Below are 23,807 nucleotides of genomic sequence, written 5' to 3' on the forward strand. Positions count from 1 at the left end.
CTGCCACCTTATGAAGGTTTATCGGCCGCCGGACCGTTCGCTATAGCTCGAGTTTATTACTATACGGTTAGTTGGTTCCGGTAAAGGCGTCCCGTTTCCACACGACGGGCGAGCCGGGTATTCAGGCAGGCCGGTTGCTGGCAGATCCGGTCGGCCAGATATTCCGCCAGCAGGGGAGCCCATACCAGGCCTTTGCTGCCAAAACCGGTGAGCAGATACACGCCGGGCCCGGCTGTCTCATCGTTACCGGGGCACGGACCAGCCACCGGCTGATAGTCGTGTGTGGTACAGCGAAATCCCACGCGCCCCTGAAGATGTTCTGCCTGTATGTGTTCTGAGATGTTTACGGAGGGCAGCAGTTCCCGAAGTTGGTCCAGGTTTTCCTGATGTCCCTTGGGCGTTGGTTCGGGGTTATCGTCGCGCAGATCAAATGTGGCGCCGGTTATGGCACTGCCGTCATAAGCGGGGTTCAGATATTTGGTGCCACAAATGACCACGTCTGGAAGTTGGCAGTCGTCTGCGGGTATGCGCGTGACCTGTCCGCGAATGGGCTTGAGGCGCAGCGACTGGCCCTCAGGTACTGGAGCGAGGGCAGTGCTTTCATGGCCGGCAGCAACCACAACCTTTGCGGCTCTGAGAGATCTTCCGTCACTGGCCTGAATGACCCAGTGGTTGTCTGCCCACCTCAGCGTACCGGCCTTGAACCCGAAAATCGTGTGGATGAGTGGGTGCTCAATCAGCGTTTTGCACGCTCGGGCCGGTTGTAGCCACCCGGAACCCGGAAACCATAGCCCTTCGCGCTGGACCGGTATGCCGGCAATACGACTAGCTTCGGTGGGTGATACGGCACCCAGCAGGTTTTCGGGGTAGCTGCTGCGTTCCAGAAACCGCTTTTGGCGATCCTGCTCCTGGTCTGTGGCTGCAAGCTGCAGCAACCCGCTTGGGTGCCAGAACTCGCCCTGCCAGCGTTGGTAGAAGCGCTGACTGAAGCAAAGCGCGGTGGCTGAGAGCTCTGTCTGGTCGTTGTACTCGACACCGAGTTTTACGTACAGGGCCCCCTGGTCGTTACCGGAAGCTCCTGCTCCAGGGCCACTGGCCTGGTCGGCAAGCACCACCGGAACGCCCCGTTCCGCCAGGTTGCGGGCCAGAGCGGCACCGGCGATCCCGGCACCAATGATGACGATGGGGTCAGTTCCGACAGTGGGGGCAGAGACCTCTTCCGAGGTTGGCAGTCTGCCGGTCAGCATTTCCCGCTTGCGCCCGAAGCCGGGAACTTTCGCCATCTCGAAGCCTTCATCTGCCAGCGCACGACGAACCCTGCCGACCGAGGTGAAGGTGGCCAGGGTGGTGCCTGGTTGGCTGTGAGCCCGAATCTGATGAATGGCTTTTTCGAGCCACATGTCCGGGTTCAGCGACGGCGCAAACCCATCAAGGAACCAGGCGTCGGCCACGAATTCCAGTTCGTTCCAGGCGTCCAGTACATCGCCAAAACAGAGGGTAAGCCTGATAGCGCCGCCGCCAAGTACCAGGCGGTGCGTTCCTTTGATCAGCGGTGGGTAGTTCTCAATCAGCTCCCGAGCCAGGGGCTGCAGCCCCGGCCAGCTCTCCAGGGCCTTTTCCAGATCGGCCAGAGACAGGGGGTAACGTTCCACCGAGATGAAGTGAAGAATTGCGTGGTCTTTATCGTCAGGTCGTTGAGCCAGCCACTCGGCCCAGGTCGCCAGGAAGTTGAGCCCGGTTCCGAAGCCTGTCTCGGCGATCACAAAGTGGCTGTTCCTGTCGAGTTCGGCGAAGCGCCCGGGTAGTCCATTTCTTTCGATGAACACGTAACGGGTTTCGGCCAGACCGTCATCTCTGCTGAAGTAAACGTCGCCAAAGCGCGCTGATTCAGGCACTCCGTCTCGCCATATCAGCTCCGCCGGTTCCATTGCCGGCGGACGAAGGTCGTTAATCATGGGGCTTAGTTGTCTTTTGTGATTTCTTCGGCGGACTCGATGATGACCGGGCTCACCGGAACATCGGCCATTCCGCGCTGGTAGCCGGTCTGGACCCCTGCGATACGATCAATCACACCCATGCCATCGGTCACCTTGCCGAAAACCGCATAGCCCGGGCCCCGAACTCCGGCGTTCAGGAAATCATTATTGGCCACATTGATGAAAAACTGGCTGGTGGCAGAATCCGGCGCATTGGTTCGGGCCATGGCGATGGTGCCGCGAAGGTTGGGCAGGGTGCTGGTAGCTTCGTTCACGATGGGAGCTCGGGTCTGTTTACGCCCCAGGTTCTCATCGAATCCGCCGGCCTGAACCATGAAGCCGGGAATAACCCGGTGAAAGATGGTGCCATCGTAAAAACCGCTGTTTACGTAAGCCAGAAAGTTTTCCACGGTTTTGGGCGCAACATCGGGCCGAAGCTGAAGCACGAAAGAGCCCTCCGTCGTGACAAAACGGACCTCAGGAAGTGCCGGTTCCTCGTTTTGCGCCACGGCTGGTGAGGTGGTCAGCAGAGTGGCAACGAAGGCAAACAGGACAGACATCACAATCGGGACGAGTTTTACGGGATTTGTCATTTCAGGGCAGCTCTCTGTTACAGGTGGTGACCAGAATACTGAGATAATCCGGTTATTACGTAGTTTGTGCAGATCTTAACAGATCATTACGCCATTAAGGGCAAATCAGAACAGCACGCTCAGAGGTTGTGGGCTACGCTTCACTTGACTGTTGAATACCGGGCCGGGTTGTACGGTGATCACTGATACTGCAGGAGGAATCTGGTGAGAATCCGTCAGGGTTTTGAAGAGAAATCCCGGCTTGGCCGGTTGCTGATCAATCGTGGCTACCTGTCTGAAGGTCAGCTGGAAGAAGGGCTTCGTGCTCAGAGGGAAACCGGGCAGCGCCTCGGTGAGGTGTTAATTGCTGCCGGCTGGATCTCAGAGAGGGAACTCCACCGCGTACTCAAGCATCAGTCGCGTTACCGCAATGCAGCAGCTCTTGTTACCATGGTCACCTTGCCATTTCAGCCCTTGGTGTCACTGGCGTCCAGCAACACCAATGCAGCGCAGATAGGCGCCGGAGCGGGCGAACTCTACGAGCGGAGCGGACTCACCCCCCTCTCGGAAGAGGAAATGTCAGGGGTGTCTGCACAAAGCGGTATTGGCCTGATGGAGCGTCTGGAGGCCGTGTCTTCCATGCCCGCCAGCGCCCGGGACGATCTCTCAGGAGAATCTCCCGATGTCGATGTGGTGGAAGGGATCAGACTGGCGGCAAATGTATTCGTGCCGGTGCTCAGTTTTCTGGATTCAGACCTTACAATTACGGGTGTGCATTACCGGGACTCAGAGCCTCGCTACTCGCTACAGGAAGACGGAGGCCTGAGGCTGGCATTTCCGGAGCGTATCGAGGAAATCCGGATGGATAATATTCGCGTGATGGGCGGCCAGACTCCACCCATGGGCAATGTCAGCATTCGCGATATCCGCTTTCACCCGGATTCCCAGATGACCATCTATACGCGTTGAAAATCTTGCCCTGAAACGAAAAATGCCCGGAAGATCTCCGGGCATTTCGTTGTCTGTGAGCGATGGGCGTATCAGGCGCTGGCCAGAATGTTGGTGCTTGAGACGTTGGTCTGCTGGCCTTTGGCACCATAGAGCTTCTGCTGGGTGGAAGCACCTCGGAAGATGTCGGTAAGGCGTGACAGGCGCTTTTGCAGGTGGCCAAGAATTCGGCCGTTGTTCTGATTCACGGCCTGGCATTCGCGCAAACGGGTGTCGGCTTCTTTCCAGAGTTGGTACAGCTCATCCATACCAGCGGCGCGAATGAAGCGTGATGGCTCTCCGGCATTGGGCTTGTAGCCCATATTCACCAGCAGGTGAATCTTCTTTTTGGCGCGTTCGCGTATGCCCTCAAGAATCTGGTTTTTCCGGCTGGTCATTTCCTGGAGGGGTTGGATATCCGCAGAGGAGAGCACGGATTTTTCCTGGTGGAGTACTTCCGCCAGCGACTCAAGCTGGCGGATATCTTCCTGAAGAATCGCTTTCAACTGTTCATGTGCAGTCATGCTTTACTCACCCGAAAATGCTTTTATCCATCTCAAGCATTTTCTGGGCCAGTTTCTGGGCATCTACCTTGTAGGTGCCGTTCTCAAGAGCAGAACGAATCTGTTCGATGCGATCATCGTCCATTTCGGGGTAGTCCCCCAGCTTCTGCTCAAGTTGCTTCAGGTTTTTCGCCTGATTGCTCAGGTTCACGTTTTCGCCACGGGCAGCGGGGCTCTGGGCCTTGGCTTGCTCGCCTGTGGGCGCCTGTGACGTTTGATTGCCTGAGGCTTTGTCGGCCGTGGTGCGCGTGGTGTTGACCTGGCCGGGGCCAATTCCATTTAAGTCAACTGACATATCAATACCTGCTTGCCTGGGGCCACAAGAAAGTGGCGTATTCGGGTTTATATCTGCTTAACGGCAAATCCGCGCCATACTTTAGTTACAAAACGGAAAACATTTGCCGCTCTTGCTGTTTGCCGCCTTACATCGGAATTTCGACCCGCCCGGGGCCGACGGCACGAGCTTTGACTGTCCGGGACGAGCGGAGGTTTTCCACCAGTACCTGTTCTCCAACGCCCGCGCTCGCCAGTGCCTTACCGCGAGATGATACCGAGAATGAGCCTGAGCGCGCGGTGATAATAACATGGTCACCCCGCTCAATCGCGTTGGGAGCTTCAAGGAGATCCGGGGTCATTACCGTGCCGGCGTTCACCGGGCGGCGCATCATCATGCCTGAAACGGACTCTTTGCGGGTGAGTACGCCGCGACGACTGGCATTGATCTGCACCGAATTTACGGTGACCAGATCTGGTGTCAGGCGCTCTCCGCGCGCCAGGGGACGGGCTGCTATCAGGGCGGGGCCATGAACCTCGACGCTGGCGGTAACGTACATTCTCCAGGGTCGCTCACCACTGCAGGAAACCAGGACCGACGGGCTGGTGGTCTGTAGCGGATCGCCCGCAAACTCGGCGTTCAGCCCCTGGTTGCAGGCAGCAAGGGCGATGCGGCTGTCGATAGCGCCAACTTCGTAGCGGCTCGTGTAGCCATCGGCAGCAAGGGTTCTGGACCACTCTGCCAGGAACGTCTGGGCAGCGTCACGGATGGCTTCAGCACTGGTTCTCTCTGAAGACAGAGTGATTGGGCTCAGTGATAGACACAATGCAGCCAAAAAGATGATTCGCATACGCACCGGTTTGTCCTATGCTGTCTGTATCTTTGTGTATTGTCGAAATCCGCTAAGGATTCGGGTTTTCGGGCCGTTAACCGTTAACAGGTTTGCAGGCGTCAAAGATTTGTCTTGGACAGGCCTGAAAACACCTTACAAAGGTCAAAGCAATATTGATGCCGGTAAAGGCGCGCCAGGAGTAAAGCATCATGACAGGGGTACTCGACAGCGTTAATCAGCGAACGCAACTGGTCGGTAAGAACAGGCTGGAATTATTACTTTTTCGGCTCCGGGGGCAGCAGCTATACGGTATCAACGTCTTCAAGATTAAAGAGGTGCTGCAATGTCCCAAGTTATCCTCGATTCCCAACAGTAAAACGGTGGTGAGAGGCGTTTCTCATGTTCGGGGGGAGACCATTCCCATTATTGATCTGAGCATGGCGATAGGGCTCGCGGGCATACCGCAGGAGCAGTTAGCTACAAGCTTTGTGATCATTACGGAATACAATCGTAAAACGCAGGGTTTTCTCGTGGCTGGTGTCGAGAGAATCATGAATATGAATTGGGAGGATATTCTTCCGCCACCCAAGGGTGCGGGAAAGGATGTTTACCTGACTGCGGTGACGAAGATTGATGATAAGCTGGTAGAAATCATAGATGTAGAAAAGATTCTTGCAGAAGTTTCTCCGCTCAGGGAAGATGTTACGGAGGAGTTGGTTGCCAGGAGTGCCGAACGTGTGCCGGGCCACCTGCCTGTGCTGGTGGTGGATGACTCTTCGGTGGCTCGTCGGCAGATCGAGCGTTGCCTGACCGCTATAGGAATGGAAGTGGTTACCAAAAACGATGGCAAGCAAGCACTGCAGTATCTCAAAGAGATAACTCAGGATGGATCGCGCGCAAATGATCACCTGTCTCTGATTATCTCTGATGTTGAGATGCCGGAAATGGACGGCTACACCCTCGTTACCAGAATCAAAGAAGATGCGGCTCTGAAAGAAATGTATGTAATGCTGCACACCTCGCTGAGCGGTGTCTTCAACCGGGCGATGGTGCAGAAAGTGGGCGCAGACGATTTCATGGCGAAATTCAGCCCGGATGAGCTGGCCGAGCGAGTAATGGAAATTATTGATCAGCACTGATGCTCGGCTGATGGTTTCACCCACGAAGAGATCCAATGAAAGCGGACATAACGCCCCAGGAATACGAAGCCTTTAAAAAGTTCCTGCAGGATGCGTGCGGCATCCTGCTGGGTGATAACAAACAGTATCTTGTAAAGAGCAGGCTTCGGCGCATTCTCGAAGAAAACAGCCTGAATTCCCTTGGAGAGCTTCTGGAACGATTAAAGAGGCCTGGAAGGGCAGGCTTGCGCGAGGTGGTCATCGACGCGATGACGACCAACGAGACACTTTGGTTCAGGGACAACCATCCGTTCCGGATTCTGCAGGAAAAGCTCTTGCCAGAGTTTGCCGAGCGCAGTTCACTCCAGCCGTTAAGAATCTGGTCTTCCGCCTGTTCTACTGGCCAGGAGCCATACTCCGTAGCCATGGTAATTGACGAATTCCGCCGTACCCGGCCGGGTAAGCTGCGGGATGTAAAAATCACGGCAACGGACATTTCCAAAAGCGTGCTGGAGGTTGCCCGGAGAGGCGAGTATGAAATGATCGCCATCGGCCGCGGGCTGTCGCCGGAGCGTCAAAAGCACTTTTTTACCCCCTCGGCCAACGGTGGTTGGCAGATTCGACCGCAAATCAAGTCCATGGTGGAATTCAAGGAATTGAACCTGCTGGATCGATACATGCTTGGCAAGTTCGACATCATCATGTGCCGGAATGTGCTGATCTATTTCTCAGCGGAACTGAAAAAGGACATTCTTACCCGGCTGCATGGTGCTCTGAACCCCGGAGGCTATCTGATTCTTGGTGCTTCTGAGTCTTTGAACGGGCTTCCCAATCTCTACGAAATGGTCCAGTGTCACCCTGGCATCATCTATCGCAAAAAATAGCCGGGAACTGTTCAATGCGGAGTAGGGGACCGATGTGGAGAATCTGAACCTCCGACATCTCTATTATTTCTGGGTTATTAGCCGCGAAGGCTCTATTGCCCGAGCCAGCGAGGTGCTCGACCTGGCACCCCAGACCCTCAGTGGCCAGCTTGCGACCTTTGAAGGCGCGGTGGGTGGCCGGTTATTCAGCCGCGAGCGCCGGCAACTGGTGCTCACAGAACTCGGCCATATGGTTCGCAGTTATGCCGATGAGATCTTCGAGCTAACCGGTCAGTTGTCTGAAACCCTGAGGGCGGGACCTGAACACAGGCCGCTTTCCTTGTCTGCGGGCATGTCGGCGTCTATCCACAAACTGATCGCCTATTACCTCCTTCACCCGGCGATGAAGCTGAACCGGCCCGTGCAACTGGAATGCCGGACCGGCCGGACGGAAGATCTTCTTCTCAGCCTCAAGCGGAAGGAGCTCGACGTTGTACTGACCGATAGAATGCCCCAGGCAGAATCTCCTGAACGTTTCGCGGTTCATCCGCTATCCCGGTCTACCATCAGTCTCTTTGCTGCACCCGAACTGGCGGAGCAGCTCAAAACCGGCTTTCCTCACTCGCTCAATCACCAGCCGTTACTGGCGAACGCTACCGATGCGCCGTATTTCGAGAAACTGATGCACTGGTTCAATCTCAATAATGTCCGAATGAACCTGGTTGCCCGAGTCGATGACAGCGCCCTTATCAAGGTGTTTGGTCGGGAGGGACTTGGTGTGTTCGCGGCGCCTACGATGATTCAGGATGAAGTGTGCCGTCAGTATCAGGTGGCTCTGATTGCTTCGCTCGATGAGGTGACGGATCAGCTGTTTGCGGTCTCCCGAAGCCGAAAGCTGGCCCATGAGGGGGTGAGGGCAATCTGCGAGGCTCGCCAGGGGATCTTTGAGCGCTAGACTTCACTCTGTTAAAACATCGAAAAATACGATGTTTTTTGCTTAATAAAACTTATTTTATCGAATTCTGCAGTGCTCCATTATGGAGTCGTATTCCGCAGTATCCAGAGGAGCGCAGCTATGAAAACGATTCACAAGTTCAGACTTGAGCCTGGTAAAGAGCCTACCACCCTGACCTTGAGAGAGGGTTATGAAGTGGTGCGCTGCGAGTATCTGGTGCCGCACAAAGCGGTCTTCCTTTGGGTACAGCAGCCTTTGAATGTAACCACGCCTACTGTGGAACGGCAGTTCCGGGTGGCAATGTCGGGTGAGCCGGTTCCCGATCGGTTCCAGTACATTGATACCGCGCTTGACCCGTTCGGCCCTGAGGCCTATCACGTCTTCGCGGTGCCGGCAGGTGAATTACACCTCACTGGTAATGGCCACGAGCGGGCCGGCGATGAAATGCTGGGTGGCGCTGGGTGGCAAGGGCGTTACGCGTCCTGAATATGATCGCTAGCAAGCAGCGTTGCACGCGCTCTTGGGCCCCATCTGGGGCCCTTTTTACGTTTCAGGGGAGTGGTTTACCGGTAAGTGGCCGGTTTTTACCCAGATGACCGTCTCCTGTTCAACAAACGGATGATGTTCGCTCATATGCGGGCTGCGAATCCAGCTTCCTGCGGGATACCGGCCGTGTTCATCACAGAATTCGCCCGACAGCACAAAGATCTCTTCTCCACCAAAGTGACGATGCGGCTGAAAGGTTTCGTTTGGCGGCCACTTCACCAGGGCAACGTGTTCATGCTCGAATTCGTGCAAAGGCATAACCTGTAAGCCGCCAATGCCGGGTAGCCAGTGGCCGGCATTGGTATCGATTCTGACCGTCGCGGTATCTCTCGGGTCGAACTGATGGAGTTTGACCAGCAGGGTGCAGCCCTCTTCACTGAACGGTGCGTGACTGCTGCCTGGAGGGTTCCGGATGTAGGTGCCGGCCGGATAGTGGCCGGTCTCGTCGGAAAAAACGCCTTCAAGCACCAGAATCTCTTCGCCCAGAGGGTGTTCGTGGGTAGAGAAGGAGGAACCGGGCTTATAGCGCACAACGCTGGTGGCGTGGCCCCGCTCCGCTTCCTCTCGGGCCAGTGGTTTGCGCTCAACGCCAGCGGCGGGGCTGGGCACCCAGTGCTGTTCGTGGGTGCGAATAACAACGCGCTGGGAAAAGTCCATGTTGAGCATAATGTATCTACCTTCTGTCATTCACTTTATCAGGGCCTGAATGTCCCGGAAGTGTGGATGCTTGCAGTGAACCATCCACTCGAAGGCCACCATTTCCGTGGTAACAATGCGGGCGCCGCTCTGGTGCAGTCGATCCAGGGCAACGTCCCGGTCAAGTTCGCTACGGGACCCGGTGGCATCTGCCACCACCCACACCTTATAGCCTGCATCCAGGAGGCTCAGGGCGGTCTGCAGCATACATACGTGGGTTTCGCAGCCCCCGATGACAATGTGTTGCCGGCCTTCGGGCAATTCGTCGATGAGTCCGTCCGGGCAGGCGTCGAAATGGGTTTTCTCCAGAGTTTTGTTGCACAGCTCCTTAACGCCTTCCAGATTCGGCCCAAGTTTTTCAGGTATCTGCTCAGTTGCAATTGCAGGTACGCCAAGCAGTCCCGCAATAGTTGCCAGTATAATGCAACGCTCAGCAACCGCGTCGCCCTCGCTGATGGCGGGCATCAGCCGTTCCTGAACGTCAATGAGTAACAGGGTGGATTGGTCGGCTTTCATCAGCATGGTCATTCTCCTGAACGTGTTGAGCGGGTTTCCTGAAAGGATACGCCATGGACCCCGGGTTTGTTATGCCCGAGGCCGTCGTAAGGTTCTTCTGAAAAAAAATTTTTGATGAATTCAAAACATGGAGTTGCCAAACGCCGTCAAAACCATTAAAGTTTGCGCCCTCAAATGAGCGACGACATCGCTGATTTGAAACAGTTTATTGGAGAGGTGGCCGAGTGGCTGAAGGCGCACGCCTGGAAAGTGTGTATACGTTAATAGCGTATCGAGGGTTCGAATCCCTCCCTCTCCGCCAATACAAAACCCCAGCAGAAATGCTGGGGTTTTTTATTGGCCGATTGGGTGGGTAGAAGAACCCTCGCAGGTTCGACCGAAGGCTGCGCAGCAGCCGCAGGAACGTCGGAGCAAAGCGACGACGGCCCCGAAGGGGTGAGGGCCGCAGGCCCGAATAATCCCTCCTATTCTTAGGCAACTCCTATCGACTGCAGCACAAACACCCCGGTAGTTACGGTCACACTCGCCAGCAATGTCGTCAGTGCAATAATGTTCGCGGCCATGCGATCGTTGCCGCCAAGGGCCCTCACCATCACGAAGCTGGCCGCTGCCGTTGGGCTGGCGAAGAACAGGAACATGAGCCCGAGCTCCCGCCCTTCAAAGCCAACCAGCCAGGCAGCAAGAGTGCACAGTGCCGGCAAAGATACCATCTTCCAGATGGATGAACCCACGGCCGGGCCGCTGTCGCTGCGTATGGATTTCAGTGAGACCGTTGCGCCGATACAGAGCAGGGCGAGAGGCAGCGTTAGCGAAGCAAAGTAGTCGCCGCTGGTCATTACCCATCCGGGAAGCCTGATTTCAAGGGCTGCGAAAGGAATGGCCAGCACTACGCCGATGATCAGTGGGTTTCTGGCAATGTCTCGCAGGGTGTTGGTCAGGCTCATGGTTTTACCGGGCTGATACGCCAGCAACACGATCACCGATAACGAGTTGTAGACCACAATCACCAGAGCCAGGAGCAGGCCCCCGGCTGAGAGCCCATAGTCGCCGTAAAGGTTGGCTGCCAACGCCAGACCAACGATGCCACAATTGCCCCGAAACGCGCCCTGGACATAAACCCCGCGATCCTCTTGCCGGACCCGCTTTGTTGCCCAGAACCAGACAAGGGCAAAACTGGCCAGGGTCGCCAGGAAGTAAAAGATCAGCATGCTGATGCTGAGGGTGGTATCCAGGTCGGCTCTGATAATGCTCAGGAAAACCAGGGTGGGGAGCGTGGCCTTGAAAACCAGAGCAGAGGCGGTGGCGATGAAGCCCTGGTCAATCCAGCCAATGCGCCGAAGACCGATGCCGATAAAAACCATGGCGAATACCGGCAGCGTAGTCTCCAGCGTGTACAGAAAGGTATCAAGAAGACTGCTCAATGTGTAGTCCTGAAGTCAGCGAATTCCTGAGTGGCGGGCAGTTCCTGGGTTGCAACCTCATCGACCACCGCGCGTTCCGGGCCTTCGTGACACCATTCATGCAGTGCCTTGAGCTGGAGTGGCTCGCCCTCTGCCATGATTTCGACCCTGCCGTCCGGTAAATTTCGTACCCAGCCTGTGAGGCCCAGTTCCCGGGCTTTCTGTTCGGTGGATGCCCGGTAGTAAACGCCCTGTACTTTGCCGCTTACCAGCAAGTGCCAGCGATTGATGGTCATCGTGTTCCTCCTTGCGTTGATTGCAAGCAAAAAGGCCTCCGCAAGGGAGGCCTGTGACACCGAATTATAACGTCTGTCAGTCGAATGTTCTCGACCGCACGGTGTCTGGTTTAAGGAAAGGCTTGTCTCCGGTGTTGTCGTGGTCACCCAGTAACTTGCCATCGGATTCCCGAACCTGACCATACATGGAATGTTTGTGGAAGGTAGGCCCGAATTTTTCAGCGGTTTCCTTCACATCGCCCGTGTAGCGCGGATCTTGTGGTCGCTCCTGGCTGTCCATGTAGAAGGCGATATCCCAGGCTTCCTGATCGGTCAGGGAGTTGGGCTGCCCCAATGGCATGTTGTTCTTGATAAAGCCAGCTGCGGTATGCAGGCGCACAATACCAGCCCCCCAGTTGTTGGACATATCTCCCCAGGGGGCCGGGAATACTGTGTGGCCGTCGATACGCAGGCCTGTCCCATCTTCAGCGTGGCACACCGCGCAGTTTTCCTGATATAGCTTTTCACCGTTGGTGTAGCTCAGTTCAGCCGGCCGCTCGGGCGCCGGGAAACCGCGGCCGTAGATGGGCTGTTTGGGGTACATCTCCACACCTGTCGCCAACCACTGATGGTAGGCAGACAGTGCCAGCATATCGTCACTGCCGTACTCCAGCGGCTTGCCGTTCATGGAATAGGTGAAGCAGCCCGCAATCCGTTCCTCCAGATTGTTTACATGGCCGTTCTTGCCGCGATAGCCGGGCAGGGTGACGGCAGCCGGCCAGATAGGCGCGCTGAAAGGCATCCGGCCTTCGCCCAGATGGCAGCTGGAACAGTTCATGTTGTTGAACACGTTCTTGCCACGCAGTTGCTGGGTGTTGGTGAACAGGTCGTAGCCCCTGCGGATAACCTTTTTCAGTTCCGGATGGATGTCGGCTTCCTCCAGGTCTGCCATGGACGGCGGAATGTGCACCAGCTGGTTTTCGTTCGGGGCAGCAAAGCCCATGGCGGTGAGCTGATCGATGTAGGCCTGGGTTCTGTCGTCATTGGCCGCAGCGGTTACCGGAAGTATTACGCAGCCGGAGAGGGCGACGGTTAGCAGTGTGCGCATCATGATCTTTGTCCCTCAGTTGCTGGCGGTGTTCTGGTTGGCAAGCCAGACGGCGACCGCGTGAATGTCGGTATCGCTCATGCGGCGTGCAATGGAGCCCATAAGATCCTGGGGATCGTTCTTGCGGGTCCCTTCCTTCCAGGCTTTCAGTTGTGCCTCGATGTAACCCGCGTGCTGGCCTGCAATGCCGGGAAATACGTCGCCAGCACCCTGGTTCCCGGGGCCGTGGCAGCTTTTGCAGGAAACAACGTATTGGGACCAGTCGCCACGCTGAGCCAATTGTTCGCCCCTGGTCAGAAGTGCTTCATCGGCTTTTTGGCCGCCTTCACCAGCGGTGGGTTCAAGCTGGCTGTAGTAGGCCGCAACGTCGGCAATCTTTTGATCGTCCAGCATGTTGACGAAAGGCATCATGGTGGGGCTGGTCCGGGAGCCATCTTTGATGTCATGCAACTGTTTGGCCAGATAGGTGGCATTCAGCCCGGCCAGCCTGGGCCAGGATTCTCCACCTTCGATGTGTTTGCCGCTGCCATCGGCCTGGTGGCACGCTACGCAGAGGTTGGCGACCTCCTTGCCGTTTTGTGGGTCGCCAGATAACGCAGCAGATGCAATACCTGCCGTGGTGGCCAGCCCGATTGCGGCCAGTATCACTGGGAGTTTGCTCACGGTCGATTGTCTCTCTCTTGTTCTGAATAAGTACGCTTTAGCACTGATGGTTATGTGCTTATAGCCGTAGTGTGGCCTCAATTCTTGCTTGACGAAGGTCAATAATGCAAGGGAACCCCTCCGAAAGGCGAAGATGGAGATGCACATTTCGGGATTTTCGTTTACTGTCCTATTCAAAGAATGGCATCAAAGAGCCATCCTGCAAACGAATGAACAGGGACAACTATGGCGACCGTCAATCCATCTCAGGAAGAGTTACAGAAGATTCTTGATGAAATCCCCAAAGATCAGCCTGTTGTGATGCTGAATCTGCTTCGGTTCAGGGACAAGGCTGCATACAAGGATGACAGCGAAGACTGTTCCGGAAGGGATGCTTACAAGCGTTATATGACAGAGGCTGCCCGCAGTGTCTCGGAAGTTGGTGCCGAGGTGATCTGGTCTGGCCGTTCCGTCGGTTCGCTGATTGCGCCGCCGGATGAATCCTGGGATCAGGTGCTGCTGGTCCGCTACCCCTCCATTAACGCGTTTCTGGCGATGATTGAAAGCCCGGAATACAAGGGCGTGGTGAAGCACCGCACGGCCGCGCTGGAAGATTCCCGGCTGGTGGCCAATGTTGAGGGCACCCCCTGATTTTCGGGTGCCTTACAGAATGCCTGATTGCTGAATGGCCATGTAGGCTGCAGTGCCGGCCGCGATAGAAAGCAGCGCGTTTCTGCGCCACAGGTGAACGGCAACCACCAGTAATGCGGGTATCAGCGCATCTGCGCCAGGTGCCTGTGCCTGCCAGTCCGCAGACCTCTGCAAAAATACTGTGGCCAGTAATGCCATCACGGCTGCGGGCAGGAAGCGCCCGATGTGTTTGACCAGAGGGTGTTCCGTGTGCTTTTCAAAGAACAGGAAAGGCACCACCCGGGTCGCAAATGTGGCCAGGGCGGAGATGGCAATAAACGCCGCCAGGTAGCTACTTTCACCCACGATTTGCGTCTCCTGCCATGGTGTCTGTTCGATACTTCCGGTAGTGCAGAAGAAGCACTGCAGTAACCAGTACAATGCCTGCTATCAGTTGATGGGTTGCCGGCACCAGCATCATGGCAAACGCAGCTGCCGCCGCCCCCGCCCACACCGGAAACGAATCCCCCAATGCTTTCAATTGTTCGATGGTGAGCACAATAAACAGCGCCACGAGTGCAAACTCAATGCCGGTACTGTTGAAGGCGACAGTCTTGCCGAGTACCGCACCCAAGGTGCATCCGACAATCCAGTAGCCCTGGTTCATGGCCGTGATCCGGAAGTCCACATGCTGTTCCTGTTCGCGATTGGCCGAACGGGGGCGGCTGGTGAGCAGGGAATAGGTTTCATCGGTCAAACCGAAAATCAGATACGCCTTACGCCAGCCGGCGCCACGGAATTGTCCCAGCAGCGACAACCCATAGAAGAGATGTCGAGCGTTCAGTACGAACATGGCAACGGCCACCTCAACCAGTCCGGCGTTGGCAGCCAGCAGGCTGACCGCCAGAATCTGGCCGGCACCGGCGTAGATAACCAGGCCCATCAGGGGGGCAATCCACCAGGGATAATCCAGTTGCGTGGTAAACAGCACACCAAAGGCCATACCAAGGGGGATGTAGCCAAATAAAATCGGCAGAGTGAGTTTGAAAGCGTGGTGATTCATTAGCATCCGAACGGAAATAAAAGAGCGATGATAGTGATTTAGCAGTTATTTTTGAAGATCGCCAAACGTAGTATCGAAAAAATGACGCAAGCAAATACATAAAAGTGTCATAAAACGGGCATACCCTCCGACCGGGTACACCTGATCGGAGTTTTTATGCTGACCACTGTTCGCGCCAGAATCCTGGCGTTTGCGTTGCTGTCGGTGGCTGCTGTTGCCGGCCTCACGTTCATTGCCTGGATGATCATAGCGAAAGCCGAGCATACCTCGCAGGCACTGGTTGGAGAGAGTCTCGAGCAATCCTGGATGCTGGTTGATCTGGAGCAGGACCATCGACTGCTGCAGGATCTGGCTTACAAGATCAAGGCACAGCTTTTACTGTGGGACGAAATCGATCCTTTGTTCACCGAGTTGGAGCGCTCAATTCCCCGGCACTGGCAGAGGATTCAGGAGAATTCCGGGTTAGGCACCTGGTCACGGGACAATCGCGAGCAATATGACCGGGTCGTGGCGCTGATGGCGGACATGAAACAGGGAATAGGCCAGCGCAGCTACTATGAAGTGGGAAAAATCGTCGATTTTCAACTGTTCCAAGCGTTGGAGCCCATGCTGACGGCGATAACTGAGCGCCAGAGAGCCAGTCGCGATGGCGTTACTGCGAGCGCATCGGAACTGTTGCATTATCTGGCAGACCAGCAGAGGTTCCTGCTTGGTGGCGCCCTGGTCTTTCTTGCGTTGGTCGCGGCGATGACGCTCTGGCTACGGACTTCGGTGATCCTTCGCTTGCAGGCCATGGCCCGGGATGTGTCGGCCATGGAGCAGAACGCTGATCTAACCAAGATCCTCGCGGTAAAAGGTCGTGACGAGGTTGCCGGCGTGGCCGGAGCTATTGAACAACTGGTCCGGCGCTTTGAGGTGTTTGTTGAGGATGTTCGGTCAGCGGCTTCAGGCCTTGATGCACGCTCTGCCAGCCTGGATAACGGAGCGGAAGCACTGCAGCAAACCTCCGAAAGCACTCGTCGCCAGATTTCCGATGTGGCTCAGTCTATGGCTTCCATCGCGGATCAGGCGTCACAGATCGAACAGGCCACCGAGCACTCTGCAGCAACGGTGATGCATGCAGTCAATGCCAACAGCGAAGTCCGTGAGGGGCTGGCTAACAGTGAGAAAGGCGCTGACCACACGGTTGAGGTGATTGGACGGGTTTCTGAGTCGATCACCGCGTTGATAGACGCAACCGGAAAAATCGAGCAAGTCACCGGCGTGATCGCCGATATTGCCGAGCAGACCAACCTTCTGGCCCTGAATGCGGCGATTGAAGCAGCCAGGGCGGGCGAACACGGCCGGGGATTTGCCGTGGTGGCAGACGAGGTACGCACGCTTTCGCGTCGGACCTCGGAATCCACCGCCAATATTCGCCAGTGGGTGCAGGACCTTGTCGTGGGTGCAAACAACGCAGACTCACTGTTGGAAGATATGGCGGGCGCTGGCGAAATGAATCGCGCTAATCTGCATGCCCTGAGAGCGCACCTGGAAGGTCTGGCGGCTCAGTTTCATGAGCTGCAGCGTCAGAGTGAGAGTGTGCAGGGTGCGGTTGCCTTGCAGCGGGATGAAATCGCGAGAGTGGGGCGTCGTGCGGAGGCTCTCGGTGAGAGTGCTGAGACCCTGACTCTGAATGTGGAGGATACCCGCCTTGTCAGTGAAGCGCTTAGGCAGGAATCGGTGGGCATGAAGCAGCTCATTGCCCGTTTCCGCACCCGCTCTCCAGAAACGTGATGATGTGTCTTCATCTGCGGGGGTTCTTGTCTGGCTCATAAAACCGTAACATACAGCGACTGACTGGAGGTTCTATGAGTAACGATGCAGTGCAGCCTTCCGATCCGGACCCGCGAGAAGAAAAATTTGTAGTAGACACGGGTTTGCTTACGGCTGATCAGCTCGAGGGCCTGGCCGAGGAATACTGCACCCGTTATCACGGGTTGAATGACACCGAAAGTCCTCTGGCAGAGCGGGAGCGCGTACTTGAAGCTGTGCGTAGGGGAGAACTGGTGGTCTGGTTCGATCCGGTTGAGAACACTGCCGGCCTGGGTTCCCCTTCCGGCAATGGTCTGTGATCAAGGTGCCCATTCTGGCAATTTTTTTCATGCCGCCTACCGGCTGACGCTGCTAACCGTTACAATCGGCCTGTTTCCTCATACCTGACGGCGAGGTGAGTTTTGATCAGGGTATTGGTTGTTGATGACCACGAGCTCGTACGCTCGGGTATCACTCGCATGCTGGCTGACAATCCCGATATAGACGTCATTGGCCAGGCTTCGTCCGGCGAAGAGGCGATTGACTGTGTGCGTGAAAACCGTCCGGATATTGTCCTGATGGATATTCGCATGCCCGGTATTGGCGGCCTGGAGGCGACCCGGCGCATTCTTCGTATTGATGATTCCATTCGCGTTATCGTGGTTACCGCCTGTGCTGACGACCCCTATCCGGCCCGTGTGATGCAGAGCGGCGCCACCGCGTATGTCACCAAAGGCGCTGACATTCAGGAAATGGTGCGGGCCATTCGTAAAGCCCATTCCGGCCAGCGCTACATCAGCCCCGAAATTGCCCAGAAAATGGCACTGAAACAGCTCGGGGGTGAGCGGGATGAAGACGGCGAGCTGTCGTTGTTCGAGCGCCTGTCTGAGCGCGAAATGCAGATTGCCATGATGGTGGTGGATTGCCAGAAGGTTCAGGATATCTCCGACAAGCTGTGCCTGAGCCCGAAAACCGTAAACAGTTACCGTTACCGGATTTTCGAAAAGCTGGAGATTTCCAGTGATGTGGAACTGGCACTGATGGCAGTAAGGCTTGGATTGCTGGATGCCGACAAGGTCTGATCCCGAGCAATCTCCCGGGAAGTTCGACAGCCAGAATTTCCTGAAACAACTGACAGAACGCCCCGGTGTCTATCGTATGTATGACGATACCGGTGGCATCCTCTACGTGGGTAAAGCCCGCAACCTTCGCAAGCGCGTCAGCAGTTATTTCCGTAAATCAGGCCTGGCCCCTAAAACCGAAGCCCTGGTGGGCAAGATTGCGGCCATTGAAGTCACTATTACCGGCAGTGAAACAGAAGCGTTGCTGCTGGAACAGAATCTGATCAAATCGCTGCGGCCACCCTACAATATTCTGTTGAGGGACGATAAGTCCTATCCCTATATCTATCTCTCCTCGCATTCGGATTATCCCTCGCTGACCTTTCGGCGGGGCCGCACCAAAAAGGGTGGTGGCACCTGGTTCGGGCCCTTTCCAAGCTCGGGAGCGGTCAAGGAAAGTCTTAATATTCTACAAAAGGTTTTTCGCATAAGATCCTGTAGTGAAAGCTATTTTAGAAACAGAACCCGGCCATGCCTGCAGTACCAGATCAACCGCTGCACGGCGCCGTGCGTCGGCTTTATCAGCCCTGAGGAATACCAGGAGGATATCCGGCACGCCAGCATGTTTCTGGAGGGCAAGAACCCGGCGATTATTCAGGACCTGATGCAGTCCATGGAGGATGCATCACGGGCCCTGGAGTTTGAGAAAGCCGCGGCGTACAGAGATCAGATCAACAATCTTCGCCATGTTCAGGAACAGCAATCCGTAGACGGTGAGGGAGGGGATGCAGATGTCATCGCCATTGCCCAGGATGCCGGTGTGGTCTGCATCGTTGTGATTATTGTTCGTGGCGGGCGGGTGCTGGGCACCAAGGATTATTTTCCTCGCTATTCCCTGGAACAGACCGAAGGCGAATTGCTGGCCTCGTTTCTGGGCCAGTACTATTTCGGTGGCGACACCCGGCGGGAGATTCCGCGCGACATCCTGGTGCCGGTGGCGGTAGACGGGCAGGAATTGTTATCGCAGGCCCTGTCGGAAGCCGCTCGACGGGAAACCCGCATCCGCGGCAATGTGCGGGGCGAACGCCGGCGTTGGCTGGAGCTGGCGATGACCAATGCCCGGCAAACCCTGCTGACACACCTCGCCAGCAAAGAAACCGTGTATCGTCGATTGCTGGCCCTGCGCGACCTGCTGGAGCTGACGGAAACACCTTCCCGTATGGAATGCTTCGATATCAGCCACAGTCATGGGGAAAATACCGTCGCATCCTGTGTGGTTTTCGACGAGAATGGGCCACTGAAAAGCGATTACCGGTTGTATAACATCCAGGACATAACCGCCGGCGATGACTATGCCGCCATGCGACAGGTGCTCACCCGGCGTTATCGGCGGATGGTGAACGGCGAAGGCAAGCGGCCAGATCTGGTGTTTATCGACGGTGGTAAGGGCCAGTTGAATATTGCTCGTGAAGTGTTTGAAGAGCTAGGAATTTCCGATATCCCCCTGATTGGTGTCGCCAAGGGTGTGACCCGGCGCGCAGGGATGGAGCAGCTGATTGACGCCTTAACAGGGGCCGTATTCCGAGTACCGGCGGATTCTCCGGCGCTGCACCTGATACAGCATATTCGGGATGAATCCCACCGCTTTGCCATATCCGGACACCGGGCCGGGCGCGATAAAAAGCGGCGCCAGTCGACCCTGGAAGGTATCGAAGGGGTTGGGCCGAAGCGCCGGCGCGAACTGATTCGCTATTTCGGTGGCATCCAGGAACTCAGAAAAGCCAGTGTTGATGAAATGGCCAAAGTGCAGGGCATCAGCAAATCTTTGGCAGAGACCATTTACGCAGCATTGCATGACCAATAGGAACACCATGAATTTACCGAACATACTGACCATGTCCCGTATCGTGATGATTCCGGTATTCGTGGTGATCTTTTACCTGCCCATGCAATGGAGTTACCTGGTCAGCGCCATCATATTTGCTCTGGCAGGCCTGACGGACTGGCTGGACGGGTACCTGGCCCGCAAATTGAACCAGAGCACGCCTTTCGGCGCTTTCCTGGATCCGGTGGCCGATAAACTCATGGTGGCAGTGGCGCTGGCCGTCTTGATCGAAGAGTATTCGGCGGTATTACTGACTATTCCCGCCACCGTGATTATCGGTCGCGAGATTGTGATCTCGGCGTTGCGTGAATGGATGGCCGAAATGGGCAGTCGCGCCAGTGTTGCTGTGTCTTATATCGGCAAGATCAAGACCACCGCTCAGATGGCGGCCATTGTCGGGTTGCTGGCGTTTCCGCCGGGTAATTTCTGGGCTTATGTGGCCATCGGTCTGCTATACATCGCAGCAGTGCTGACCCTGTGGTCCATGATTCTTTACCTTCGTGCCGCCTGGGCTGACTTGTTTCCGAAAGAGGCAGGTTAATTGGCCGGAGGTTCCTGGGCCATACACTGGTGTGCCCAGGTGACGGTGGTCACGGATGAATGTGCGCTGGCATTACTGAAGGCCTCCATCAACTCCCCCAGCGCGGTGCTTTGTGCGTTCGCCCTGGCTTCATAACTCCTCACACACAAGCTCCGTCTGGTGCGATTATCCATGAGTTGCTGATGCTGCCTGATCACCACCCGTGTGCCAGTTTCATCATTCTCAGCATGAAATCCGGTCAGCTCGGAGACCAGGGTTAACTGCGACGTTGCCGGGCTGGTGTCGGTCATCACATTTGCGAACGCGCCGCTTGCCCGGAGAGTCTCCAGCAGGTGATCGCGAACGACCACGGGAATACTCTCTCGCCATCGGGCGCCTGCCAGGGCCCGGTATTCGTAAGCTGACGGTTTGATCAGAATACGAGTGCTGTCCAGTGGGTCAGATGCCAGTGGCGTATCCACCCGAAGGCTGGCGGGCAGCGCCTGATCAAATGCTGGCAAGTCGTTCGCTGGTGCCAGCTCCATCAAACGTGGGGATTCGGGTACCGGGAATACCGTGCAGCCGGCCAGAATCAGGCTCAAGGCAAGAGCGAATACTACTTTCATTGTTCGTACTCCTTGATGCCGGCGCCGCCCCACAAGGTTCCGGTGGGGTCCTGTTCCAGCCTGCGCGTAAACGAGTTCAGATTGCGCAAGGTGCTGCGCAGTTCCCGCAGTGCCGGGGTAATTTCTCCCAGACCCTGAAGGCCGGCGTCCAGCGCCAGTTCATTATCGCTGGTCAGGGTGTCCAGCCGGTCCAGAGTAGGCTGAAGGGTAGTCAGCGCCCTGGACATGGCCAGGAGAACCGGTTCTACCCGCTCATCCAGTACCTCTCGGGACCTGTCTGCTGCGGCAGACACCTTGATAGCAGCTTCTTCGGCGCGTATTCCGGCCGCGTCGAACCGGGCCATCAGCGCTTCCAGCTCGTCCCGGCTGGCCAACAGGGATTCACTGGCCTGGCGGGTGTTTTCAAGAATTTCGGTAATGTTGCTCAGGTTGTTCTCGGACATCAGCTGGTTGGCACTCTCCAGCAACTGTTCGGCTTTACCGAGCATGGCTTCGCCGTTGGTCAGCAGGTTACTGAAGGCGGAAGGCTCGGCGGCAATCAGCGGTGGGTTGTCTTTGTGGCCTTCGAGAATGGGGCTGTCTGTTGTGCCTCCGGTAAACTGTATGCTCATGCTACCAGTAATGTTCGCCAGCACCAGGCCTGCGCGGGTATTCTCCCGTACCGGAATGTCCTGGTTCACCCGCACCAGTACCCGCACATGGGCAGGGTTGTCCGGCGCCAGGGTAAGATCAAGCACGTCGCCCACCGGAACGCCGGTGTAGAGTACCGGGTTACCCTTGGCCAGCCCGCCAACGGGGTGGTCAAACCCGATTCGGTAATAAGCCCAGTTGGTGTCGGTAGACGATTTGCCCAGCCACAAGGCAAACAGCAAGGCAGCGCTGACTGCCGCGAGGGTAAAGAATCCGATGATAACGTGATGGGCCTTTGGCTCCATTAACCGGGCTCCTGTTCGGTTAGCCTGTGGTGGGCGGTAATCGCCGCGCGGCCACGGGGGCCATGGAAGTAATCCTGGATCCAGCGGTCGTCGGTTTGTGCCACCTTTTCCAGGGTATCGGCAACCAGTACCTTGCGTTGAGACAGAACCGCGACACGGTCGCAGGTGGTGTACAGGGTATCCAGATCGTGGGTAACAAGAAACACCGTCAGGCCCAGTGCGTTGCGAAGGGTCACAATCAGTTCGTCAAAGGCGGCCGCGCCAATCGGGTCCAGACCGGCGGTTGGCTCGTCCAGAAACAGGATTTCCGGGTCCAGCGCCAGTGCCCTGGCCAGTGCCGCCCGCTTGACCATACCGCCGGAGAGTTCGGCCGGGTACTTCGTGGCGGCCTCTGGTGGCAGGCCGGTCAAGGCCAGTTTCATACGGGCAAGTTCTTCCGCCTCGGCCCGCGACAGCCGGGCATGTTCAATCAGCGGCAGCGCGATGTTCTGCTCAAGGTTCAGCGAGGTGAACAAGGCGCCGCCCTGAAACAGAACCCCGAAACGCTGCTCATTGCGGGAGCGCTCCGTGGCGGATAGTTCCGTAAGATCTTCACCGAACACGGTGATATGTCCGCCGGATGGCGGGTTCAGGCCAACAATGCTGCGCAACAGAACGGATTTGCCGGTGCCGGAGCCGCCGACCACCCCAAGAATCTCCCTGGGGTACAGATCAAGATCGAGTTTCTCATGAACGATGTGGCTGCCGAACCGGTTGTCGAGTGCGCGTACCTGTATGACCGGATGATCTGCCATGCCTTACCAACCCATTTCCATGAAAAACAGCGCTGCCACGGAATCCAGCAGTATCACCATAAAGATAGACTGCACCACGCTGGAGGTGGTGTGTTCCCCGACAGACTGTGCGCTGCCTGCGACTTTGAAGCCTTCCAGGCAACCGATGACGGCAATCAGAAACGCGAACACCGGCGCCTTGCCAAGGCCGACCAGGAAGTGCTTCAGGGCAATGTCCCGTTCGACAATGGCTATGAACTGACTGGGTGGAATGTCCAGTGCCAGAGCGCAGACCATGGCCCCGCCGACCATGCCCGAAATCATGCCAATAAAAGTGAGAATGGGGAGGCTGAACATCATCGCCAATACCCGGGGAACCACCAACAGTTCCACCGGATTGAGCCCCAGGGTGCGAATGGCGTCGAGTTCTTCATTGACCTTCATGGCGCCAATCTGTGCGGTGAATGCACTGGCGGTTCGGCCGGCCAGCAGGATGGCTGCCAGAAGTACCCCGAACTCCCGCAGGAACGAGAACGCCACCAGATCCACGGTGTAAATAGTCGCACCAAAGTCCTCAAGAACCGTCGCGCCGAGAAACGCTACCACGGCCCCAACCAGAAAGGTGAGCAAGGCAACAATGGGCAGGGCATTCAGGCCGGTGTCATGCAGTGCCGCTACAAAGGGGGTCATACGCCAGCGATTAGGCCGGGGCAGAATGTAGAACAGGGTGCCCAGCGTCTGGCCAATGAACCCGGCCAACAACCAGATAAGCTGCCCCAGGGAGGTTATCTTTTTCCCTGTTTCTGCCAGGAACGCCACGACCGGGTTAACGGTTGCGACCTCCGCCGACGGCTGGTTCATGGCTTCAGCAACCGCCTGTATCAGGGCACGCTGTTCATCCGGCAATTCGGCTCGTTCCAGAGCGCTGATCAGAGCGTCGCTGCCCAGTAATTTCACCATCAACGAGGCGCCGGCGGTGTCCAGTCGGCCCAGGCCGGAAAAATCCGGGTTACAGCCGGCTGCGCGAGGTTTCAGGGCAGTTGTTTGCCGATTCAGAGCCGAATAGTGGGGTAGTATCCAGTCGCCGGAGAACGTCAGCGTATGACCACCGAGTTCGGCGTTACCGGGAGTGTGGGCGCCAAGTGGCTGAGAGAGGCCTGGTTCATTTGCCACGGAGTCACGGAGTCCCTGTTTGAG

Annotated in this window: 28 protein-coding genes and 1 tRNA gene; 12 read left to right on the forward strand and 17 right to left on the reverse strand. The window is 56.6% G+C overall.

Going from position 1 to position 23,807, the window contains the following annotated elements:
• Positions 1-59: 59 nt before the first annotated feature.
• Together mnmC and ACSSVV_RS05530 are read right to left on the reverse strand one after the other, a co-directional pair.
• Positions 60-1,955: a bifunctional tRNA (5-methylaminomethyl-2-thiouridine)(34)-methyltransferase MnmD/FAD-dependent 5-carboxymethylaminomethyl-2-thiouridine(34) oxidoreductase MnmC gene (gene mnmC / locus ACSSVV_RS05525; RefSeq protein ID WP_454105707.1), complete on the reverse strand. Its 1,896-nt coding sequence runs from the start codon at positions 1,953-1,955 to the stop codon at positions 60-62.
• A 5-nt stretch (positions 1,956-1,960) separates the two neighbouring features.
• Entirely contained in the window at positions 1,961-2,569 is a 609-nt protein-coding gene (locus ACSSVV_RS05530; protein WP_199453160.1) for a peptidylprolyl isomerase, read from the reverse strand.
• 204 nt (positions 2,570-2,773) lie between these two features.
• Here ACSSVV_RS05530 and ACSSVV_RS05535 point away from each other — a divergent pair, with 204 nt between their 5' ends.
• A complete protein-coding gene (locus ACSSVV_RS05535; RefSeq protein WP_014421704.1) occupies positions 2,774-3,517 on the forward strand; it encodes a hypothetical protein in 744 nt (247 codons plus the stop codon).
• A 71-nt stretch (positions 3,518-3,588) separates the two neighbouring features.
• On the opposite strand, the gene ACSSVV_RS05540 is transcribed toward ACSSVV_RS05535, so the two are convergent.
• From ACSSVV_RS05540 to flgA, 3 genes are all read right to left on the reverse strand, one after another.
• Positions 3,589-4,059: a flagella synthesis protein FlgN gene (locus ACSSVV_RS05540; RefSeq protein WP_454105708.1), complete on the reverse strand. Its 471-nt coding sequence runs from the start codon at positions 4,057-4,059 to the stop codon at positions 3,589-3,591.
• Between the two features lie 7 nt (positions 4,060-4,066).
• Positions 4,067-4,393 carry a flagellar biosynthesis anti-sigma factor FlgM gene (flgM, locus tag ACSSVV_RS05545; protein ID WP_011784682.1) on the reverse strand — a complete coding sequence of 109 codons (327 nt, stop codon included), beginning with the start codon at positions 4,391-4,393 and terminating at the stop codon, positions 4,067-4,069.
• 127 nt (positions 4,394-4,520) lie between these two features.
• Complete coding sequence (gene flgA / locus ACSSVV_RS05550) at positions 4,521-5,228, reverse strand: flagellar basal body P-ring formation chaperone FlgA (RefSeq protein WP_454105709.1); 708 nt, start codon at positions 5,226-5,228, stop codon at positions 4,521-4,523.
• Between the two features lie 185 nt (positions 5,229-5,413).
• On the opposite strand from flgA, the gene ACSSVV_RS05555 reads away from it, so the two are divergent.
• The 4 genes from ACSSVV_RS05555 to ACSSVV_RS05570 all read left to right on the forward strand — a co-directional run bounded on the left by ACSSVV_RS05555 (position 5,414) and on the right by ACSSVV_RS05570 (position 8,626).
• The gene (locus ACSSVV_RS05555; protein WP_454105710.1) at positions 5,414-6,343 is read left to right on the forward strand and encodes a chemotaxis protein CheV; all 930 of its coding nucleotides are present in this window, start codon (positions 5,414-5,416) and stop codon (positions 6,341-6,343) included.
• A gap of 35 nt (positions 6,344-6,378) precedes the next feature.
• A complete protein-coding gene (locus tag ACSSVV_RS05560) occupies positions 6,379-7,206 on the forward strand; it encodes a CheR family methyltransferase (RefSeq protein ID WP_023008233.1) in 828 nt (275 codons plus the stop codon).
• Positions 7,207-7,240: 34 nt separating this feature from the next.
• Positions 7,241-8,140 carry a LysR family transcriptional regulator gene (locus tag ACSSVV_RS05565; protein WP_454105711.1) on the forward strand — a complete coding sequence of 300 codons (900 nt, stop codon included), beginning with the start codon at positions 7,241-7,243 and terminating at the stop codon, positions 8,138-8,140.
• A gap of 120 nt (positions 8,141-8,260) precedes the next feature.
• Positions 8,261-8,626, forward strand: a complete 366-nt coding sequence (locus tag ACSSVV_RS05570; RefSeq protein WP_014421698.1) for a DUF7352 domain-containing protein — start codon at positions 8,261-8,263, stop codon at positions 8,624-8,626.
• Between the two features lie 57 nt (positions 8,627-8,683).
• On the opposite strand, the gene ACSSVV_RS05575 is transcribed toward ACSSVV_RS05570, so the two are convergent.
• Both ACSSVV_RS05575 and ACSSVV_RS05580 read right to left on the reverse strand, forming a co-directional pair.
• Positions 8,684-9,352: a cupin domain-containing protein gene (locus tag ACSSVV_RS05575; RefSeq protein WP_023008234.1), complete on the reverse strand. Its 669-nt coding sequence runs from the start codon at positions 9,350-9,352 to the stop codon at positions 8,684-8,686.
• Between the two features lie 21 nt (positions 9,353-9,373).
• A complete protein-coding gene (locus tag ACSSVV_RS05580; RefSeq protein ID WP_023008235.1) occupies positions 9,374-9,904 on the reverse strand; it encodes an isochorismatase family protein in 531 nt (176 codons plus the stop codon).
• Between the two features lie 204 nt (positions 9,905-10,108).
• Between ACSSVV_RS05580 and ACSSVV_RS05585 the strand changes: the two genes are divergently transcribed.
• Positions 10,109-10,199: transfer RNA gene (locus ACSSVV_RS05585), tRNA-Ser, on the forward strand.
• Between the two features lie 169 nt (positions 10,200-10,368).
• Here the strand turns inward: ACSSVV_RS05585 and ACSSVV_RS05590 are convergent.
• From ACSSVV_RS05590 to ACSSVV_RS05605, 4 genes are all read right to left on the reverse strand, one after another.
• Positions 10,369-11,319, reverse strand: coding sequence for an AEC family transporter (locus tag ACSSVV_RS05590; protein ID WP_454105712.1), 951 nt, complete (start codon positions 11,317-11,319; stop codon positions 10,369-10,371).
• Positions 11,316-11,594, reverse strand: coding sequence for an acylphosphatase (locus tag ACSSVV_RS05595; RefSeq protein WP_023008248.1), 279 nt, complete (start codon positions 11,592-11,594; stop codon positions 11,316-11,318). The genes ACSSVV_RS05590 and ACSSVV_RS05595 overlap by 4 nt, the downstream gene beginning before the upstream one ends.
• A 76-nt stretch (positions 11,595-11,670) precedes the next feature.
• Positions 11,671-12,684, reverse strand: coding sequence for a c-type cytochrome (locus ACSSVV_RS05600; protein ID WP_454105713.1), 1,014 nt, complete (start codon positions 12,682-12,684; stop codon positions 11,671-11,673).
• A gap of 12 nt (positions 12,685-12,696) precedes the next feature.
• Entirely contained in the window at positions 12,697-13,344 is a 648-nt protein-coding gene (locus tag ACSSVV_RS05605; RefSeq protein WP_454105714.1) for a c-type cytochrome, read from the reverse strand.
• A gap of 225 nt (positions 13,345-13,569) precedes the next feature.
• Between ACSSVV_RS05605 and ACSSVV_RS05610 the strand changes: the two genes are divergently transcribed.
• On the forward strand, positions 13,570-13,974 hold the full coding sequence (locus ACSSVV_RS05610) for a DUF1330 domain-containing protein (RefSeq protein WP_011784694.1): 405 nt from the start codon (positions 13,570-13,572) through the stop codon (positions 13,972-13,974).
• A 12-nt stretch (positions 13,975-13,986) separates the two neighbouring features.
• Here the strand turns inward: ACSSVV_RS05610 and ACSSVV_RS05615 are convergent, their stop codons facing one another.
• On the reverse strand, positions 13,987-14,319 hold the full coding sequence (locus ACSSVV_RS05615; RefSeq protein WP_014421679.1) for a branched-chain amino acid transporter permease: 333 nt from the start codon (positions 14,317-14,319) through the stop codon (positions 13,987-13,989).
• A complete protein-coding gene (locus ACSSVV_RS05620; RefSeq protein ID WP_023008252.1) occupies positions 14,312-15,016 on the reverse strand; it encodes an AzlC family ABC transporter permease in 705 nt (234 codons plus the stop codon). Before ACSSVV_RS05620 ends, ACSSVV_RS05615 begins: the two co-directional genes overlap by 8 nt.
• Before the next feature lie 156 nt (positions 15,017-15,172).
• On the opposite strand from ACSSVV_RS05620, the gene ACSSVV_RS05625 reads away from it, so the two are divergent.
• From ACSSVV_RS05625 to pgsA, 5 genes are all read left to right on the forward strand, one after another.
• Complete coding sequence (locus tag ACSSVV_RS05625) at positions 15,173-16,792, forward strand: methyl-accepting chemotaxis protein (RefSeq protein WP_454105715.1); 1,620 nt, start codon at positions 15,173-15,175, stop codon at positions 16,790-16,792.
• A gap of 74 nt (positions 16,793-16,866) precedes the next feature.
• Entirely contained in the window at positions 16,867-17,130 is a 264-nt protein-coding gene (locus ACSSVV_RS05630; RefSeq protein ID WP_011784698.1) for a YheU family protein, read from the forward strand.
• 102 nt (positions 17,131-17,232) lie between these two features.
• Entirely contained in the window at positions 17,233-17,892 is a 660-nt protein-coding gene (gene uvrY / locus ACSSVV_RS05635; protein WP_011784699.1) for a UvrY/SirA/GacA family response regulator transcription factor, read from the forward strand.
• The gene (gene uvrC / locus ACSSVV_RS05640) at positions 17,876-19,735 is read left to right on the forward strand and encodes an excinuclease ABC subunit UvrC (RefSeq protein ID WP_222180621.1); all 1,860 of its coding nucleotides are present in this window, start codon (positions 17,876-17,878) and stop codon (positions 19,733-19,735) included. The genes uvrY and uvrC overlap by 17 nt, the downstream gene beginning before the upstream one ends.
• Before the next feature lie 7 nt (positions 19,736-19,742).
• Entirely contained in the window at positions 19,743-20,297 is a 555-nt protein-coding gene (gene pgsA / locus ACSSVV_RS05645; RefSeq protein WP_011784701.1) for a CDP-diacylglycerol--glycerol-3-phosphate 3-phosphatidyltransferase, read from the forward strand.
• On the opposite strand, the gene ACSSVV_RS05650 is transcribed toward pgsA, so the two are convergent.
• The 4 genes from ACSSVV_RS05650 to ACSSVV_RS05665 are packed head-to-tail and all read right to left on the reverse strand — an operon-like array spanning position 20,294 to position 23,783.
• Positions 20,294-20,902, reverse strand: coding sequence for an ABC-type transport auxiliary lipoprotein family protein (locus tag ACSSVV_RS05650; RefSeq protein WP_454105716.1), 609 nt, complete (start codon positions 20,900-20,902; stop codon positions 20,294-20,296). The two genes, pgsA and ACSSVV_RS05650, sit on opposite strands and share 4 nt — an antisense overlap.
• Positions 20,899-21,837: an MlaD family protein gene (locus ACSSVV_RS05655; protein ID WP_023008256.1), complete on the reverse strand. Its 939-nt coding sequence runs from the start codon at positions 21,835-21,837 to the stop codon at positions 20,899-20,901. Before ACSSVV_RS05655 ends, ACSSVV_RS05650 begins: the two co-directional genes overlap by 4 nt.
• Positions 21,837-22,631: an ABC transporter ATP-binding protein gene (locus tag ACSSVV_RS05660; protein WP_023008257.1), complete on the reverse strand. Its 795-nt coding sequence runs from the start codon at positions 22,629-22,631 to the stop codon at positions 21,837-21,839. Before ACSSVV_RS05660 ends, ACSSVV_RS05655 begins: the two co-directional genes overlap by 1 nt.
• Before the next feature lie 3 nt (positions 22,632-22,634).
• Positions 22,635-23,783 (reverse strand): MlaE family ABC transporter permease, encoded by a 1,149-nt coding sequence (locus ACSSVV_RS05665; RefSeq protein WP_023008258.1) that lies wholly within the window; start codon positions 23,781-23,783, stop codon positions 22,635-22,637.
• Between the last annotated feature and the right edge of the window lie 24 nt (positions 23,784-23,807).

The organism is Marinobacter sp. MBR-105, from assembly GCF_053628895.1.